At 69.8% G+C, this 15,942-nt stretch carries 16 protein-coding genes, 1 tRNA gene and 1 other RNA gene; 11 read left to right on the top strand and 7 right to left on the bottom strand.

Annotated elements, in window-relative coordinates:
- The first annotated feature begins 38 nt into the window (after positions 1–38).
- The 3 genes from FK530_RS18100 (at position 39) to FK530_RS18090 (ending at position 2,612) form a co-directional block, all read left to right on the top strand.
- Positions 39–1,562 carry an esterase-like activity of phytase family protein gene (locus tag FK530_RS18100; RefSeq protein ID WP_146488385.1) on the top strand — a complete coding sequence of 508 codons (1,524 nt, stop codon included), beginning with the start codon at positions 39–41 and terminating at the stop codon, positions 1,560–1,562.
- A 61-nt stretch (positions 1,563–1,623) separates the two neighbouring features.
- Positions 1,624–1,974, top strand: a complete 351-nt coding sequence (locus FK530_RS18095; protein WP_146488384.1) for an ArsR/SmtB family transcription factor — start codon at positions 1,624–1,626, stop codon at positions 1,972–1,974.
- Positions 1,971–2,612 (top strand): SRPBCC family protein, encoded by a 642-nt coding sequence (locus FK530_RS18090; RefSeq protein WP_146488383.1) that lies wholly within the window; start codon positions 1,971–1,973, stop codon positions 2,610–2,612. The genes FK530_RS18095 and FK530_RS18090 overlap by 4 nt, the downstream gene beginning before the upstream one ends.
- Positions 2,613–2,616: 4 nt before the next feature.
- Here the strand turns inward: FK530_RS18090 and FK530_RS18085 are convergent, their stop codons facing one another.
- The 3 genes from FK530_RS18085 to FK530_RS18075 all read right to left on the bottom strand — a co-directional run bounded on the left by FK530_RS18085 (position 2,617) and on the right by FK530_RS18075 (position 5,441).
- Positions 2,617–4,158: a PE-PPE domain-containing protein gene (locus FK530_RS18085; RefSeq protein ID WP_146488382.1), complete on the bottom strand. Its 1,542-nt coding sequence runs from the start codon at positions 4,156–4,158 to the stop codon at positions 2,617–2,619.
- Positions 4,159–4,189: 31 nt separating this feature from the next.
- Entirely contained in the window at positions 4,190–5,086 is an 897-nt protein-coding gene (locus FK530_RS18080) for an alpha/beta fold hydrolase (RefSeq protein WP_146488381.1), read from the bottom strand.
- A gap of 61 nt (positions 5,087–5,147) precedes the next feature.
- A complete protein-coding gene (locus tag FK530_RS18075; protein WP_146488380.1) occupies positions 5,148–5,441 on the bottom strand; it encodes a DUF1330 domain-containing protein in 294 nt (97 codons plus the stop codon).
- 181 nt (positions 5,442–5,622) lie between these two features.
- Here FK530_RS18075 and FK530_RS18070 point away from each other — a divergent pair, with 181 nt between their 5' ends.
- Positions 5,623–6,360, top strand: coding sequence for a class I SAM-dependent methyltransferase (locus FK530_RS18070; protein WP_146488379.1), 738 nt, complete (start codon positions 5,623–5,625; stop codon positions 6,358–6,360).
- Positions 6,361–6,426: 66 nt separating this feature from the next.
- Here the strand turns inward: FK530_RS18070 and FK530_RS18065 are convergent, their stop codons facing one another.
- From FK530_RS18065 to FK530_RS18050, 4 genes are all read right to left on the bottom strand, one after another.
- Positions 6,427–7,119, bottom strand: coding sequence for a hypothetical protein (locus FK530_RS18065; RefSeq protein WP_146488378.1), 693 nt, complete (start codon positions 7,117–7,119; stop codon positions 6,427–6,429).
- A complete protein-coding gene (locus FK530_RS18060; RefSeq protein WP_146488377.1) occupies positions 7,116–7,307 on the bottom strand; it encodes a hypothetical protein in 192 nt (63 codons plus the stop codon). The genes FK530_RS18065 and FK530_RS18060 overlap by 4 nt, the downstream gene beginning before the upstream one ends.
- 53 nt (positions 7,308–7,360) lie before the next feature.
- Entirely contained in the window at positions 7,361–7,666 is a 306-nt protein-coding gene (locus FK530_RS18055) for a hypothetical protein (protein ID WP_146488376.1), read from the bottom strand.
- Positions 7,667–7,967: 301 nt separating this feature from the next.
- Positions 7,968–8,053 (bottom strand) — tRNA-Ser (locus FK530_RS18050).
- A gap of 60 nt (positions 8,054–8,113) precedes the next feature.
- Between FK530_RS18050 and ffs the strand changes: the two genes are divergently transcribed.
- The 7 genes from ffs to FK530_RS18015 all read left to right on the top strand — a co-directional run.
- An RNA gene (ffs, locus tag FK530_RS18045) (signal recognition particle sRNA small type) lies at positions 8,114–8,210 on the top strand.
- 34 nt (positions 8,211–8,244) lie between these two features.
- Positions 8,245–9,531, top strand: a complete 1,287-nt coding sequence (locus FK530_RS18040; RefSeq protein WP_146488375.1) for an aspartate aminotransferase type Ic — start codon at positions 8,245–8,247, stop codon at positions 9,529–9,531.
- A gap of 29 nt (positions 9,532–9,560) precedes the next feature.
- The gene (locus FK530_RS18035) at positions 9,561–10,886 is read left to right on the top strand and encodes a glycosyltransferase 87 family protein (protein WP_146488374.1); all 1,326 of its coding nucleotides are present in this window, start codon (positions 9,561–9,563) and stop codon (positions 10,884–10,886) included.
- Positions 10,876–12,108, top strand: a complete 1,233-nt coding sequence (locus tag FK530_RS18030; RefSeq protein WP_146488373.1) for a threonine/serine exporter family protein — start codon at positions 10,876–10,878, stop codon at positions 12,106–12,108. The genes FK530_RS18035 and FK530_RS18030 overlap by 11 nt, the downstream gene beginning before the upstream one ends.
- A gap of 56 nt (positions 12,109–12,164) precedes the next feature.
- On the top strand, positions 12,165–13,634 hold the full coding sequence (phoA, locus tag FK530_RS18025; RefSeq protein ID WP_146488372.1) for an alkaline phosphatase: 1,470 nt from the start codon (positions 12,165–12,167) through the stop codon (positions 13,632–13,634).
- Between the two features lie 200 nt (positions 13,635–13,834).
- A complete protein-coding gene (locus FK530_RS18020; RefSeq protein ID WP_146488371.1) occupies positions 13,835–14,422 on the top strand; it encodes a hypothetical protein in 588 nt (195 codons plus the stop codon).
- A 77-nt stretch (positions 14,423–14,499) separates the two neighbouring features.
- Positions 14,500–15,942: DNA polymerase III subunit gamma and tau (locus FK530_RS18015; protein ID WP_146488370.1), on the top strand; the 1,443-nt coding region annotated here is incomplete at its 3' end.

Here is a 15,942-nt window from a genome sequence, read left to right as displayed (position 1 = left end):
TCCACGCGCGGTTCACGTGGGTCTGGTAAGCACAGGGCATGCGCTCGAATCGCCGCCTCGCCGTCGCCCTCGTCGCCGTCCTCGCGGGAGGCTCCCTCGCCGCCTGTTCCTCGGGCGGGGGTGAGGACGCCGCGAAGCTCGATCTCAAGACCGGTACGAACTCGCCGCTCACCATCACGGCCGCGCAACTCGCGGGACTCGCACAGGGCGGCGCGGTGGTCGATGTGAAGCCCACTTCCGACGGCACCGTGGAAGCGGCGAAGGGCGGCGCGCTCGTCTTCAAGCCGAAAGCCGGTTTCACCGGCTCGGTCCGGCTCACCGCGGTCGTCTCGCCGGCGGTCTCGCTGTACTCGTCGGACATCCCGCCGCTCGCCACCGTCGGCGGCGTCTCGATCGATGGCAGCGGCTACGGCTCGTCCTGGACGCCGGTGCCGGGCGCGCCCGGTGAGTTCTACGGCCTGACCGACCGCGGGCCCAACGTCGACGGCCCGAACAAGGACGAGAAGGTGTCGGTGACACCGGACTTCACCCCGCAGATCGGCCGCTTCAAGCTCGAGGGCGGCGCCGCTGTCCTGCAGAGCGTCATCACGCTCAAGGGGCGCGACGGCCGTCCCCTGAACGGCCGGAACGACACCGCCGCGCCCACGGGCGAGAAGATGCTCGATCTGGACGGCGTGGAGCTCCCGCCCACCGACCACGGCATCGATTCCGAGGGCCTTGTCGCGCTGGCCGACGGTTCCTTCTGGGTCTCGGACGAATACGGACCCTTCCTCGTCCACTTCGACGCGAACGGCCAGGAGCTCGAGCGCCTCGCCCCCGGCAAGGGGCTGCCCGAGGTACTCAAGAGCAGGACGCCGAACCAGGGCATGGAGGGCCTCACCGTGACGCCCGACGGTAAGCGGCTGGTGGGAATCATGCAGTCCGCCTTGAACGTCCCCGGTCTCAGTGGCAACGCCAAGGAGGTGCCGGTCACGCGGATCGTCGCGATCGACCTCGCGACGAAGGCCGTGCAGCAGTACGCCTACCTGCTCGACAATCCGAAGGACACCAAGAAGGCGGTCTCCGAGATCACGGCGATCTCCGACACCGAGTTCCTCGTCGACGAGCGGGACGGCAAGACCGCGCCCAAGGCGAACAAGACGATCTACCGCATCAACCTCGACGGTGCGACTCCCCTCGCCGAACAGAACCCCGAGACCATCGCCGGCGTCAGCACCACGGCGGAGGCGGAGGCCGCGCTCAAGGGGGCGGGCATCAGCCCGGTGCGCAAGACGGTGGCCCTCGATCTCAGCGGCCTGGTCGACAAGCTCAACCCCGCCGGGAAGTTCTTCGGCCACGACAAGGTCGAGGGGCTCGCCTCGCCCGATGGCGGCAAGACTCTGTTCATCGCGAACGACAGCGACTTCGGGCTCGAGGGGATTCAGGGACCGCAGACTCCGTTCCGGCTCAAGCCGAAGATGCTGGCCAACGGACTGCAGGACAGCCTCGAGGTGCTCAAGGTCGATACCACGAAGCTGAACGAGCCCACGTCCGAGCGGACGATCACGGTCACCGTCGGTTGAGCATGCGACCCGTTCGAATTAACTCTTGACTTATATAAGCCAACAGTGAAATACTCGTCGAGTGCACGCCTTCGACGTCCTCGGTGACCCCGTCCGCCGCCACCTGATCGAGCTTCTCGCTCGCGGGGAGCATTCGGCGGGCGACCTGAGCGACGACGTGCGTGGGCGCTTCGGCATCAGCCAGCCCGCGGTCTCGCAGCACCTGAAGGTGTTGCGGGAAGCGGGATTCGTCACCGTCCGGCCGGAGGGGGCGCGACGCTTGTACGCGGTCTCGCCGGAACCCCTGCGGGAGATCGACGACTGGCTGGTCCCGTTCCGGCACTTCTGGGAGCCGCGATTCGCGGCCCTCGGCACCGAGATCGCGCGCGGGAAGCGTGCGCGCCGAACATCGACGGACAAGGACGAATCATGACCTACGACATCGACGATCTCGCCGCGGCACAGCCCACGGCGGTCACCCGGCGCGCCGAGGTGCGCGACAGCGGCGAGGGGGACGTCTACGTCTCGGGGGCACTGAGCCAGACGTACCCCACCGACGTCGACGACCTCTGGGACGCGGTCACCAGCGCCGAGCGTCTGCCGCGCTGGTTCGCGCCCGTCCACGGCGATCTCGAGCTCGGCGGCCGCTTCCAGGTCGAGGGCAACGCCGGGGGCACCGTCCTCGAGTGCGACGCCCCGCGCCGCTACCTCGTCTCCTGGGAGATCATGGGCGGCAGCTCGCAGGTGGAGGTCGTCGTCGAGCCCGACGGTGACGGTGCCCGCCTGACGCTCACCCACTCCGGCGACAACGTCCGCGACTTCTACGAGCAGTTCGGGCCCGGAGCGATCGGTGTCGGCTGGGACCTCGCGTTCCTCGGCCTCAACGCGCTGCTCACCACCGGTCAGGACCGCCCCGAGGACGCCGAGGCGTTCTTCGCGACGCCCGCCGCCAAGGCGCTCATCGCCGCCTCTGCCAAGGCCTGGGCCGAGGCGAGCGTCGCCGCCGGCGTTCCCGAGGAGCAGGCGCGCGCGCAGGGCGGGCGCACCGCGGCGTTCTTCTCCGGCGAGTAGCCGCTCAGGCCGCGGCGGCCGCCACGACGGGTTCGTCGGAGGCGGTCCCGGTGGAATCCGTCGCGGGCTTCGACTCGGTGGCCGTGGCCGCGCCGGCCGGCGCGGGTTCGACGGTGCCCGTTGCGGCCGGGGACTCCGGCGTCGCCGAAGTGGCCGGCTCCTGCGTCGCGCTGGGCTCCTGCTTCGCGCTCGGCTCGGGGGTCGCGCTCGGCTCGACCGTGCTGCTCTGCCCGGTGGTCGGCGAGGGTTGCGTGCTCGGGCTCGGATCGGGCTGCGGCACTGCGGTCTCCACGAGCTGTAGCACCGGCGACTGCTCCTTCGTCGGCTGCGGCGTCGACGGTGCGGCGGGCGTCGGATCGCTCGTGCGAGACGGCTCCGCGTCGCCGGTCGTCGCCGAGGTGGCCGGCTTCGGGGTGAGGAAGCGGGACGCGTCGCCCGTGCCGGTCGCGGCCTGGCCGATGCCCTGCACCGCGGCGCCGAGCAGGTCGGTGCCCAACCGCAGCGGATCGAGCAACGGGACGATGCCGAACGGCGAGACGGCGCCGTAATCGCGGCGGTCGTAGCCGGTCTCGATCAGTACCCGGGCGACGGGCGAGACGAGGTCGATGAAGGGCGTGAACAACGCGGTGGTGCCCGTGGCCTTGCCGAGGTCCAACAGCGGCAACATGATCGGCAGGATCTTCGCCGGCAGTGTCACGTAGCGGGTGTCGCCGCTCACCTGGCAGTAGGTGCCCGCCGTGCAGTTCGCGGTCGCCGCCTCGACGGCCGCGCGGACCTCGTCCGGGGTGTAACCGATCGGCGTCGCCGACGGGTCGTCGGAACCCTTGGGCGCCAGCATCTTGCCGTGCACGTACCAGAACCCGGCGAGCGCGTTGGCCGTCGCCAGCAGGTTGGCCGGGTACTTCGGGAAGTCGGTGACGCCGTCGTACTGGAAGCCCACGTCGGTGGTGTTGACGGGGCGGGTGCCGGTGCCGGTGTTCGTCGGGGTGCCGGTGCCGAAGGTGACGTCGAGGATCGGGATGTGGCCGAGGAACGACGGCCGGGTGAAGAGTCCGCCGTTGGGGCGGCTCGCGTTGCCGATGAGCACGAAGGAGACGTTGTCGGGGACGCCGCCGTTCTCGGCGAGCTGCTTCTTGACCGCGGTGACCACGGTGCCGCCCTGCGAATACCCGAAGATGACGATCGGGGAGTCCTTGTCGGCGGCGGCGTACTGCTCGTTCAGGCTCGTGACTCCGCTCGCCACGGAGTCGTCCCACTTCGCGCCCTGCAGGCCGCCCCAGCCGGACAGCGGGATCGGCCAGAACTCGGCGATGTACGGCACGGGCTTCGCGATGCAGTCGGTCGCGCCGCACGCGCCCGTCGGCGCCACGTAGTAGCCCACGACGTTCTCCTGGTAACCCTCGACCTTCGACGGATCCTTGGTGCCGGTACCGGGCACGACGAGCACCGTCGTGGCCGCCCAGGCGACCGCGGAGGTGAAGGTGAGGGCGATCGCACCGAGCAGTGCGACCAGGACGTATCCGAGCTTGCGGGCGGTTTCGCGCATGACGGTGCGGCCTCTCGTGTTCAGGTTGCGCTCAGTTTCGCACGACTGCGCTCGTCGTGCTTGCGAACTCAACCGGCCGCGGTCCGGCTACCCGGCGGCGGCGATCACCCGCTCGGCGCGGTCCGGTACAAGGTGACCCGCTCCGGCGAGCAGGGTGACGGCCCCGTCGCCGAAGACGGTGCGCGCGTGCGCTGCGGCCCGCGGACCGTCGAGCATCTTGTCTCGCGCGCCGAACGCGGCGGTCACCGGCACGGTGATCCGGGCGAGGGCCTCGTCTGCGAAGACGGGGGAGGCCGTCGGTGCGGGGCCGGAAGGCGCGGAACGTGAGGTCGCTGAACACGGCGAGGTCGCGCTCGAGGCCCGGTTCGTTCGAGGGGCTCCACCCCGTGAAGTAGCGCATCGCGGCCCGGCGGCCGGGCCGGCCCAGCAGGCTGAGCAGGCCCGCGACCAGCAGCGGAGCCGTCCGGCGCGGACCGAGACCGCCCGGCACCAGCAGGCCCAGCGAGCGGATGCGGGTGGGGTGCTCCGTCGCGTAGTCCAGGGCGACCCAGCCGCCGAGGGACTCGCCGATCACCGCCGCGTGCGGCGCGCCCAACGCGTCGGTCGCCCCCGCGAGCCATGCGGCGTGCGCCCCCGGTTCGAGCGGCAGCCGCGGGACGACGGTGCCGCCGGGCTCGCCGGGCAGGTCCAGCGCGTGCACTCGGTGCGTCCGCGCCAGGCGCGGGATCTCCGTCGCCCAGTTCAGCGACGTTCCGCCGGAGCCGTGCAGAAGAACGACGGGCGGGGCGTCCGCCGGGCCCGCGCTCAGGACGTGCGTCCCGTCGACGACGGTGCGCTCCACATCCGGCAGGTACGCCGACAGCAGCCGTGCGTACTCCTCGCGCACCTCCCGGGCGCCCTCGGCGCTGCGGAATCGATCGTCGGTCATCGCGGCCTCCTCGTCCGCGCTCAGTCTGGCAGGGATTCCCGAGTTCGAGGCGCGGCGAGTGTCAGCCGAGGCCTTCGACGATGCGGAAATCGCGCTCCACGGCGTCGCCCAGCGTGGCCAGCGCCTCCTGGTACGCCGCGCTCTCCCGGGCGGCGACGGCCTGCTCGAAGCTCGCGAACTCGATCAGGATCGTCCGCTCGGCGACGCCCTGCTCGTACGGGGCGACGCGGCCGTCGCGGGAGAGGAGCCGCCCACCGCCGGCCTGGACGGCCACGCGCGCCAGTTCGTCGTAGGCGGCCAACTTCTCGGAGTCCTTGATGACCCGGTAGACGCTGACCCAATAGCCCTTGGCCACGGTGTCTCCTGTGCTCGGAGGGGAAGGTTCCTTCGGCTCAACCGGTGGGGCGAACCGTTTATGCCCGACGAACAGCGAGGCCGCCCTGCGGCCAGGTGATCGGGTGACGTCGCTTTCCGCTCCGGACCCGCACCTGCACGTAGGTCGATGCCCACCGTGGATACGTAGGTAACGTCGAGTCATGACGACTCCAAAGGATCAGTCAAGCACTAGTGCGGCGGCGTACGACTCGATCGCGGAGGCGTACGCGGACCTGAACGCGACCAGCATTCTGAACGAGTACTACAACCGTCCCGCGATCCGCGAACTGCTCGGAACCGTGAACGGAAGGCGGGTCCTCGACGCGGGGTGCGGCTCTGGGCCGACGCTGGTGGACCTGGTCGAAGGGGGAGCCGTTGCGGTCGGCTTCGACGGCAGCAGCGCTTTGATCGACATCGCCAGGGGACGTGTGGGTTCCCGCGCGGAGTTGCACGTCGCCGACCTCGGCGAGCCGTTCCCGTTCAAGGACGACTCTTTCGACGACGTGGTGTGCTCGTTGGCCCTGCATTACCTCGAAGACTGGCACGGCCCGCTCTCCGAGATGTGGCGCGTACTCAAGCCGGGTGGGCGGGTGATCCTTTCCGTAGAGCATCCGCTCGCCATCTGGTTCAGTCAGCTTCAAGAGGGCAACGAGACGAACTACTTCGCCACGCGGGCGCGGCACGATTCAGAGCTGGCGGGGATGGAAGTGGACCTGACCTTTTGGGACCGTTCGCTCTCGACGATGTTCACGACGTTCACTGAGTGCGGGTTCCGCGTGACGCACCTCGATGAGCCTGCACCGTCACCCGAGGCGGTGGAGCGCTTCCCTGACTTCTTCAAGGGACGCGATGATCCGCGCTTCCTCGCGTTCCTCTTCGCTGTGCTGGAACGAGATTAGTGACGCGGATCGTGCTCGGATCGGCGGGTCCGCGGGGGTGCGATGTCACGTCCCGTGGGTGGCGGTCTACCTCACTGCGTCCTCCGTGGTGACACGGCATATTAGTGAGTCTGCTTCCTCGGCAAACGTTCCCACACGTCGAACGCGATCATCGGGAAGTTGTGGGTCGATGAGGGTGAGAACGTCGTGTGGGCCCGTTGAGCAGTAGACGCTGTCCCACCAGTAGCTCGGCATCACGACCAGAAACGACTCGATGTCGCCGAAAGCAGCTGTGTCCCACCAGTCAGGAGCGCTGCCGCCGCAATGTTCCCGGAAAGTCCAGCCCGTGCCTTCGGTACCGAGTGGACCAGCGCCCTCGCCGTCCCGTACGAATCCCGAGTGAACTTCTCGGGAGAACCGTAGAAGATCGGGCGGGAGTTCGCTGCTGACGGCGGGCTCTGGGGTGGGCGGACCGCCGATCCACAGTCGTGCGCGGTCCGCGTCGTACTCGGTCTCGGAGCAGGCGAGGTAGCCAACGACAGAACTGTCGTTGTTGGTATTGACTAGAACTGCTGCGTCCCAGGTATGTTCGGCGAACAGTTCTGCTGACTGTGGGAGTATCGGAGCCATTGTCTGGACTAAGCGGTCCCTGAGCGTGTGGTACTGCTCATCCTGACTCCGGGGGATACCGCCCAATCCAGCAGCTGCGACCTCTCGTGGAGTTCTCGCACGGCGATAGGGGAATCCGCATTCCGTCAGATAGGTGTCGAGGTAGGTCATCGGATCGCAGCCTTGATCCACTGCCCCAGCAGTCGCGACAGCGCGGTACCGACGATGAACACGCAGACACAGGCGAGGATCCAGGCCCACACTCCGTGTCGAGTCGCCTCACCGCCTGCGGAAACCGCGACGACCACGGATGCGATGGAGGCAATTGCCGATGTGGCAATGCGGGATGCGCGGTTCATGTCCGCAGGATAGCGGGTAGAACTCACACTGCTTGACATACTGCACTCGTGAGTTACGCGTTCGCGGCATCACCTGACCAGGCGGCTGACAACGCCGCCGCTAGAACCTTCGCGGTCGGTACCCGCCCCTTGAGGTCGAACTTTTCCAGCACCCCGGCAGCCGCACCCGCTGCCTCATCCAGCCCCAGAGCCTCCCGCTCGCGGACCTCCGCGTCCACTAGTTCGGGCGCGTGAACGTCAAATCCGGACCTGATACCTCTGCGGACTTCCTCCGACTCCGACGACGTGATCCCGGTCCGCTCGCCCGCATCCACCTGCGCCTTCCGGAACCACTTACGGACCGACTCCGCCGAGGTCACCGCCAAACAGCGCGGAGACCCGCTGCATCGCCGCGTACTCCGACTCACCTTCCGGCCGCTCCGCGACCATCCGCACCGCCCGCGCCTTCAACTCAGCCGGGTACCGATTCGATGTACTCCCCGCCATGACTCCTACCTTCCAACGTTCGGAGTCTCCGGACTACCCGGGGCGGTTCAGGGAGTGGTAGGGGCACCCTGTGGGCATGCGTTTCCCCAGGTCGTCCGTACATTTTTGTGGGATTTGTGGGACGGAAGCAACAGAGCCGGTTTCTGAGTTTCCTCAAAAACCGGCTCTGATCTGCGGAGGATAGGGGATTTGAACCCCTGAGGGCTATTAACCCAACCCGCGTTCCAGGCGAGCGCCATAGGCCACTAGGCGAATCCTCCGTGGACCACTGTAGACGACGGCCCCCGTCGACCCAAACCAGGACGACCACGTATAGTCGGTACCGGACTCCGCGCGGCGTCCATCCTGTGAACTCCCCCAGGGCGGGAACGCAGCAAGGGTCAACGGGCTCTGGCGGGTGCGCGGAGTCCCCTTTATGTCCGGGCCCGAGAATCCGCCGGAGGCGCACCCGATGTCCACCTACGTGTCCCTGAGTCAGTCCGAACTCGCCGACGTCCACGCGACATTGACGGAGCTGTTCGAGACGCTGAAGGCCCGGGGACTGAAGCTGGACCTCACCCGCGGCAAGCCCGCCCCCGACCAGCTGGACCTGTCGAACGGGCTCCTCGCGCTGCCCGGCGCGGACGACTACCGCGCCGCCGACGGCACCGACACCCGCAACTACGGCGGCCTCGCCGGCCTGCCGGAGCTGCGCGCGATCTTCGGCGAGCTGCTGGGCATCCCCGTCGCGAACCTCTACGCGCAGAACAACTCCAGCCTCGAGATCATGCACCGCCTGATCACCCTGGCGTGGATCCACGGCACCGTCGACGGCGAGCGCCCCTGGGGCGCTGAGAAGACGGTGAAGTTCCTCTGCCCGGCCCCCGGCTACGACCGGCACTTCGCCATCACCCAGGAGTTCGGCATCGAGATGATCGTGGTGCCGCTCAACCCCGACGGCCCCGACATGACGGTGGTCAAGGAGCTCGTGGCGAACGATCCCGCGATCAAGGGCATCTGGACCGTTCCCAAGTTCGCCAACCCGACGGGCTCGGTGTACTCGGAGGAGGTCACCCGCGAGCTGGCGTCGATGCCGACCGCCGCGCCCGACTTCCGCATCTTCTGGGACAACGCCTACGCCGTGCACCCCCTGGTGGGCGACGCACCGTCGGACCCCGACGTCCTGGGCCTGGCCGCCGAGGCCGGCCACCCGAACCGGCCGTACGTGCTGGCCAGCACCTCGAAGATCACCTTCGCGGGCGCCGGCGTCAGCTTCTTCGGCGCCTCCGCCGAGAACCTCGCCTGGTACGGCAAGTACACCGGCCTGACCTCGATCGGTCCCGACAAGGTGAACCAGCTGCGGCACGTCCGCTTCTTCGGCGACGCGGAGGGCGTGCGCGCGCACATGCGCAAGCACCGCGACCTGATCGCGCCCAAGTTCGCGCGCGTCCTGGAGATCCTCGAGGCGCGGCTCGGCGCGGCCAAGGTCGCCTCCTGGAGTGAGCCCACCGGCGGCTACTTCATCAGCCTCGACGTGCTCGACGGGACCGCGAAGCGGACCGTCGCCTTGGCGAAGGAGGCGGGCATCGCCCTGACCGCCGCCGGCGCCACCTTCCCGCACGGGGAGGACCCGCACGACCGCAACATCCGGCTCGCGCCGACCTTCCCGTCCATCGCGGAGCTTGAGACCGCAATGGACGGCGTGGCGACCTGTGTACTCTTGGCTTCTGCTGAAAAGCTGATGTCGCAGCCCGACTAGGGTCGCGCCTGAGCAGGAGGATCGCGCCGGTGGCGGATGAGAACAGCCGGCGGTTCCCCCGGCAGTGGTGGGTGCTGGCCCTCTTCGCGGTGTCCGCGGGGGTGGCCGTCTGGCAGCAGTTCGTCCGGATCCCGTTCTCCACGCCGATGTACGGGCTCTTCCACAATCAGATCGACGCCGAGGTCTACCGCAAGGGCGGCGAGATCGTGGCGCACGGCGGCGAAGGGCTCTACGACGGTCCGCTGCTCAACGACATCCTGCCCTTCACCTACACGCCCTTCGCGGGCGTGCTGTTCGTGCCGCTGAGCTGGATGTCGACCGACGTGCTGCGGTGGGTGTGGACCGCCGCGGTGATGATCGCCCTCTTGGCCTGCATCCTCATCGCGCTGCGGCTGGTCGGCTTCGTCCGCGACTGGCGCGTCTGGTTCGCGGCCGTCTGCCTGACTCTGGTCGCGACGGTCCTCGAGCCCGTCCGCACCACGCTGTGGTTCGGCCAGATCAACGTCTTCCTGATGCTGCTCCTGCTGTGGGACCTGGGCCGTCCCGCGGGCTCGCGGTTCAAGGGCTTCAGCATCGGCATCGCCGCCGGGATCAAGCTGACGCCGCTGTTCTTCCTCGCCTACCTCGTCGTCACGCGGCAGTGGCGCGAGGCCCGCACCGCCATCGCGACGCTGGCCGGCACCGTCGTGATCGGCTTCCTGGTGATCCCGCAGCAGTCGTGGCAGTACTGGTCGGGCACGTTCCTCGACGCCAACCGCGTGGGCGAGCCGAACCAGGTGGGCAACCAGTCGATCAACGGCCTCATCGCCTACCTGACCGATGCCGAGGAACCGTCGACCATCCTCTGGCTGGCCGTCGCCGTGCCCGCCGCGCTCGCGGGCCTGGCGATCGCGGCGTGGGCGTACCGGCGCGACGAGGTGCTGCTCGCGGTCACCGTCGTGGGCCTCACCGCGTGCGCGGTCTCGCCCTTCTCGTGGGGCCACCACTGGGTGTGGATCGTGCCGCTCCTCGTGCTCCTGATCGGCCGCGCACTCCTGACCGACGACCCGCTCCACCGGGTGCTCGCACTGGTCGCGGCGGCTGCGCTCGTGGCGGCGACGTTCATCTGGGTCACCTACTTCCCGACCCTGCAGCCCACGGGCGTCGACGACGTCCACGACACCTACGCGATCGGGATCTTCCTGCGACCGATGGGCAACCCCGTGCTCAAGGCGCTCGCGGGCGGGGTCTACGTGTGGATCTTCGTCGCCACGCTCATCGGCTCCGCGTGGTACCTGCGGAGCACGGACACCGGAACTACGACCGCGGACGAGGCCGTTCCGGCGAGCGCGGACCGGTCCGGCCGTGCAGCCTGACCGGATCGCCGACGACCGCCGGCTGCTGGCCTACCTCGGCGCCGCGATGATCGCGGGCGGTCAGCCCGTGCACGAGGTCGAGGACGAGCTGAAGAGCGTCGCCACCGCCATGGGGCACCCGCTCGCCCAGATCGGGGCCACGCCCACCGGCCTCACGCTGGGCCTCGAGCCCGGCTCGGCCGCCACTTTCGAGTCGGTCGACGGGCCGATGCGGCTCGACCAGTCGGCCGTCGTCGCGGAGGTCCGACGGGGCCTCGTCGCCCGCACGCTCTCGGTGGACGAGGCCTTCGCCCGCCTCGGCACACTGCGCTCGCTGCCGCACCACTACCCGCAGTGGGTGCAGGACGTGTCGTGGTCGGTGATCGCCGTGGGCATCGCGATGCTGCTGCAGCCCGGCTGGCCCAACATCGCCGCCGCGGCGATCGGCGGGGTCGTGGTGATGCTCCTGGTGAAGCTGGCGCGACGTGTGCGGCTCGCCGCGACGCTGCTGCCCACGATCGCGGCCTTCGCCGTGGGCACGGGCGTCTTCGCCGCCGCCCAGGCCGGCTGGCTCGACGGTCCGCTGCGCACCCTCCTCGCGCCCCTCGCCGTCCTGCTGCCAGGGGCACTGATGGTCACGGGCATGTCGGAGCTCGCCGCGGGGGCGATGGTCGCGGGCAGCTCCCGCCTGACGTTCGGCACCGTGCAGCTGCTGCTCTTCTCGCTCGGCATCCTCGCCGCGACGTCCGCGCTCGGCGTCGCGCCGGACATGCTGGTCAACGAGCGCGTCAACCAGCTCGGCTGGTGGGGGCCGCCGGTCGGCCTGGCGCTGATCTGCGTCGGCGTCTGCCTCAACGAGGGCGCGTCGATGCGGCTGCTCCCGGCGATCGGTCTCGTGGTGGCCGCGGCCTTCGGCGCGCAGCTCGCGGGCCAACACCTCGCCGGCGCGGTCCTCGGCGGCTTCCTGGGCGCGATCGCGGGCAGCCTCGGCGCATCGCTCGTGGCGTCGGTGCGGCCGCAACTGCCGCGGCTCGTGGTCTTCCTCCCCGCATTCTGGGTGCTCGTGCCCGGCAGCCTCGGGCTCCTCTCGGTCACGTCCGTCGGCATCGATCCCGAACAGGGCGCGCGCACCGTCGTCGACGTGGCCGCCGTCATCTGCGCGCTCGCCCTGGGCCTCCTCTTCGGTTCCGCCCTCGCGCAGGCGGTGACCGGACGCGTCGAGCGGCGCCGGCGACCCCGATAGCGCAATGTTCACCCGGGCACCGATTCATGTTCACTCGCGCATGTTTCGCTGCAGCAATGACGAAACTCGGTAGCGGAAAGGCCCGGACGGCGCTCGCCGTCAGCGCGGTGGCGGTCCTCGGCGTGGTCGCGGCCTGCGGCAGCAACGACAGCGGTCCCGGCACCTCGGGCGAGACGGCCTCGAAGGTGGAGATCAACCGCCAGGCGGCCGGCGACATCACGTCCCACGGTGGCGCGAAACGCCTCTCCGGCGACCAGACCCAGGCGATCGCCGAGTCGATCCAGCGCTCGAAGGCCAAGAACGTGATCCTGGTGATCGGCGACGGCACCGCCAACCAGGAGCTCACCCTCGCGCGGAACTACCAGTGGGGCGCGGGCGGCCAGATCCCCGGCATCGACCAGCTGCCCCTGTCGGGCGACTACACCACCTACGCGCTCGACAAGAACACCAAGAAGCCCGACTACACCACGGATTCCGCCGCTTCCGGCACCGCCTGGTCCACCGGCACCAAGACCTACAACGGCGCCGTCGGTGTGGACGTCAACGGCAAGGCCCAGCGCTCGATCCTCGAGATCGCCAAGGCCAACGGTCGCAAGACCGGCAACGTCACCACCACCGAGCTGCAGGACGCCACCCCGGCCGTCCAGGTCGCGCACGTCGCCCAGCGCAAGTGCTACGGCCCCGTCGAGACCAAGGAGAAGTGCGCCTCGGACGCGCTCGGCAACGGCGGCCTCGGCTCGATCACCGAGCAGCTTCTCGCGGCCCGCGCCGACGTCACCCTCGGCGGCGGCTGGAAGTCCTTCCAGCAGACCGCCGACGCCGGCGAGTACAACGGCAAGACGCTCGAGGTGCAGGCCAAGGAGCGCGGCTACCAGATCATCCGGTCGGGCGCGGAGCTCGACGGGGTCACCGAGGCGAACCAGGACAAGCCACTGCTCGGCGTCTTCGCCGACGGCAACCTGCCCCGCCTGTGGGGCAAGGCCACCGCCACCAAGGGCGGCGGCAAGGAGCCGGCCGTCACCTGCTCGGACAACCCCGAGTTCGGTGCCACCCCGAAGCTGGGCGCGCTGACCAAGAAGGCCGTCGACCTGCTCAAGGGCGACAAGGGCTTCTTCCTGCAGGTCGAGTCCGGCTCCGTCGACAAGGCCAATCATGACGCCGACCCCTGCGGCCAGATCGGCGAGACCGTCCAGCTGTCGGACGCGGTGACCGCCGCGCTCGAGTTCGCGAAGAAGGACAAGGACACCCTGGTCATCGTCACCGGCGATCACGCGCACACCAGCCAGATCATCGAGACCGGTTCGGACACGCCCGGCCTCACCCGCACGCTGAACACCAAGGACGGCGGCCTGCTGACCGTCAACTACGGCACGTCGCTCGACCCGGGCGAGGAGCAGCACACCGGCGGCCAGGTCCGCATCGCCGCCTACGGGCCGGGCGCCGCCAACGTGGTGGGCGTGACCGACCAGACCGATCCGTTCTTCTACATCACGGACGTGCTCGGCTTGGACCGCGACAAGAAGTAGGCGCGTGCGGCCGTTCGGTCATCACGACGTGCCCGGCGTGGATCGCGACAAGAAGTAGCCCCACCTGGGACGCGTAGAGCCCACTCGCGAGCCACGGCCCCCGGAATCCCCGGGAGTCGCGGCTCGCGGCTTTCGTCCACCTCCGTCGACGGTGGCCCGCTACCGTGGGTGCAGACGCAAACGTCAGGGGGAGAAGAGACATGTATCCGCAGGCAGTACCCGTTCCGCGCATCTACCGCGCACTCGCGCTGATCCAGGCGACGATCGCCGCCCTCACACTGGTCGGGCTCGTGATCTGGTGGATGGCGACGTACCCGTCGATGGCGGAGGACTACGAGAACGACTACGGCCTCGGCGTGATGATGTTCCTCGTGGTCACGCCGAAACTGTTCGACGCGGCCCTGTTGCTCGTCCCGCTCATCGGTCTCGCCGTCTTCGTCGCGCGTGGCTCGTTCCCGGCTCGCGTCGCCAGCTGCTGCATCTGGGGCGTGTTCGTGGCGCTGGGCCTCGTCGCGGTGCAGGTGCACCCCGCGTACGTCCTCGTCCTGTTCGTCTCGCTGTGCATGCTGATCGCGCTGTCCTTCGCGGGTCGTCTCGGCGGCGGTGCCCAGGTCCCGCCGCCTCCGCCGATGCCCGGTCCCGGACGGTTCGCGCCGCCGGCCCCGCCGTATCCGACGGGGCAGTTCCCGGTGGTCCCGCCGTTCCCGACGGGGCAGCTCCCCATCGCACCGTCGCACCCCTCGGGACAGTTCCCCGCGATCGCGCCCGAGGAGGAGAAGCGGTCGTGATAGGTCGGCGCTCCGGCCGCCGGGACGGCACCGGAGCGACCTGCGCCGCTGTCGGACCCTGCCGGTAACCTGGCACCGTGGCTCTCTACCGCAAGTACCGTCCAGCGACGTTCGCCGAGGTCGTGGGGCAGGAGCACGTCACCGAGCCGCTGAGCACCGCGCTCGATTCGGGTCGCGTGAACCACGCCTACCTGTTCTCCGGCCCGCGCGGGTGCGGCAAGACCTCGTCGGCGCGCATCCTGGCGCGCTCGCTGAACTGCGAGCAGGGCCCCACCAGCACGCCGTGCGGTGTCTGCAACTCGTGCGTGGCGCTGGCGCCGGGCGGTCCCGGCAACCTCGACGTCACGGAGATGGACGCGGCCAGCCACGGCGGTGTGGACGACGCGCGTGAGCTGCGCGACCGCGCCTTCTACGCGCCGGCCGAATCGCGCTACCGCGTCTTCATCGTGGACGAGGCGCACATGGTCACGCCGCAGGGCTTCAACGCACTGCTGAAGATCGTCGAGGAGCCGCCGGAGCACCTCATCTTCATCTTCGCGACCACGGAACCGGAGAAGGTGCTCACCACCATCCGCTCCCGTACGCATCACTATCCGTTCCGGCTCCTCGCACCCAACGTGATGCGTCCGTTGCTGGAGAAGATCACCGGTGCCGAGCAGGTGACGGTCGAGCCGCAGGTCTACCCGCTCGTCATCCGCGCGGGCGGCGGCTCCCCGCGTGACTCGCTGTCGATCATGGACCAGCTGCTGGCGGGCGCCGGGCCGGAGGGCGTCACCTATCAGCGTGCGCTCGGCCTGCTGGGCGTCACCGACACCGCGCTCATCGACGCCGCCGTCGACGCGCTGGCGGAGGGTGACGGCGCCGCCCTCTTCGGGGCCGTCGAGAAGGTGATGGAGGCCGGCCACGACCCCCGGCGCTTCGCGACCGACCTGCTCGAACGGCTCCGCGACCTGATCCTTCTCCACACCGTCCCCGACGCCGCCGACCGCGGGCTCATCGACGTGCCGCAGGACGTGCTCGAGACGATGCGCGGGGAGGCCGCGAAGCTCGGGCTCGCCACTCTCACGCGCTGCGCCGAGGTCACGCACGCCTCGCTCGCCGAGATGCGCGGCGCCACGTCGCCCCGGCTCCTGCTCGAAGTGATGTGCGCGCGCATGCTCCTGCCCGCCGCGGAGGACTCGCAGGCCGCGCTCCTGCAGCGCATCGAGACCCTCGAGCGCCGCCCCGCGGGCGCTCCCGTCGACGGTGCCGCGCCCGCTTCGGCTCCCGCCGCGGGAACCGGTGGGCAGGCCGTCCCCGCTCCTTCGTCCGACGGTCCGCCGGCCCGTTTCGTCCGGCCCAGCCAGCGTCAGGCCGAAGCGGCCCCGGAGCCGAGGCCCGCCTCGACACCGCAGCCCACGACGCCCCAGCCCGCGACGCCCCAGCCCGCGACGCCCCAGCCCGCGACGCCCCAGCCCGCGACGCCCCAGCCCGCGGCGGCCGCCCCCGCCGCGGAACCGGCGCCACCATCCGCCCCGCCG

The organism is Tsukamurella conjunctivitidis, from assembly GCF_007858475.1.
GTDB classification, from domain to species: domain Bacteria; phylum Actinomycetota; class Actinomycetes; order Mycobacteriales; family Mycobacteriaceae; genus Tsukamurella; species Tsukamurella conjunctivitidis.
Note: the sequence above shows the minus strand (reverse complement) of the source record. Positions and strands in the feature narration are given on the sequence as shown.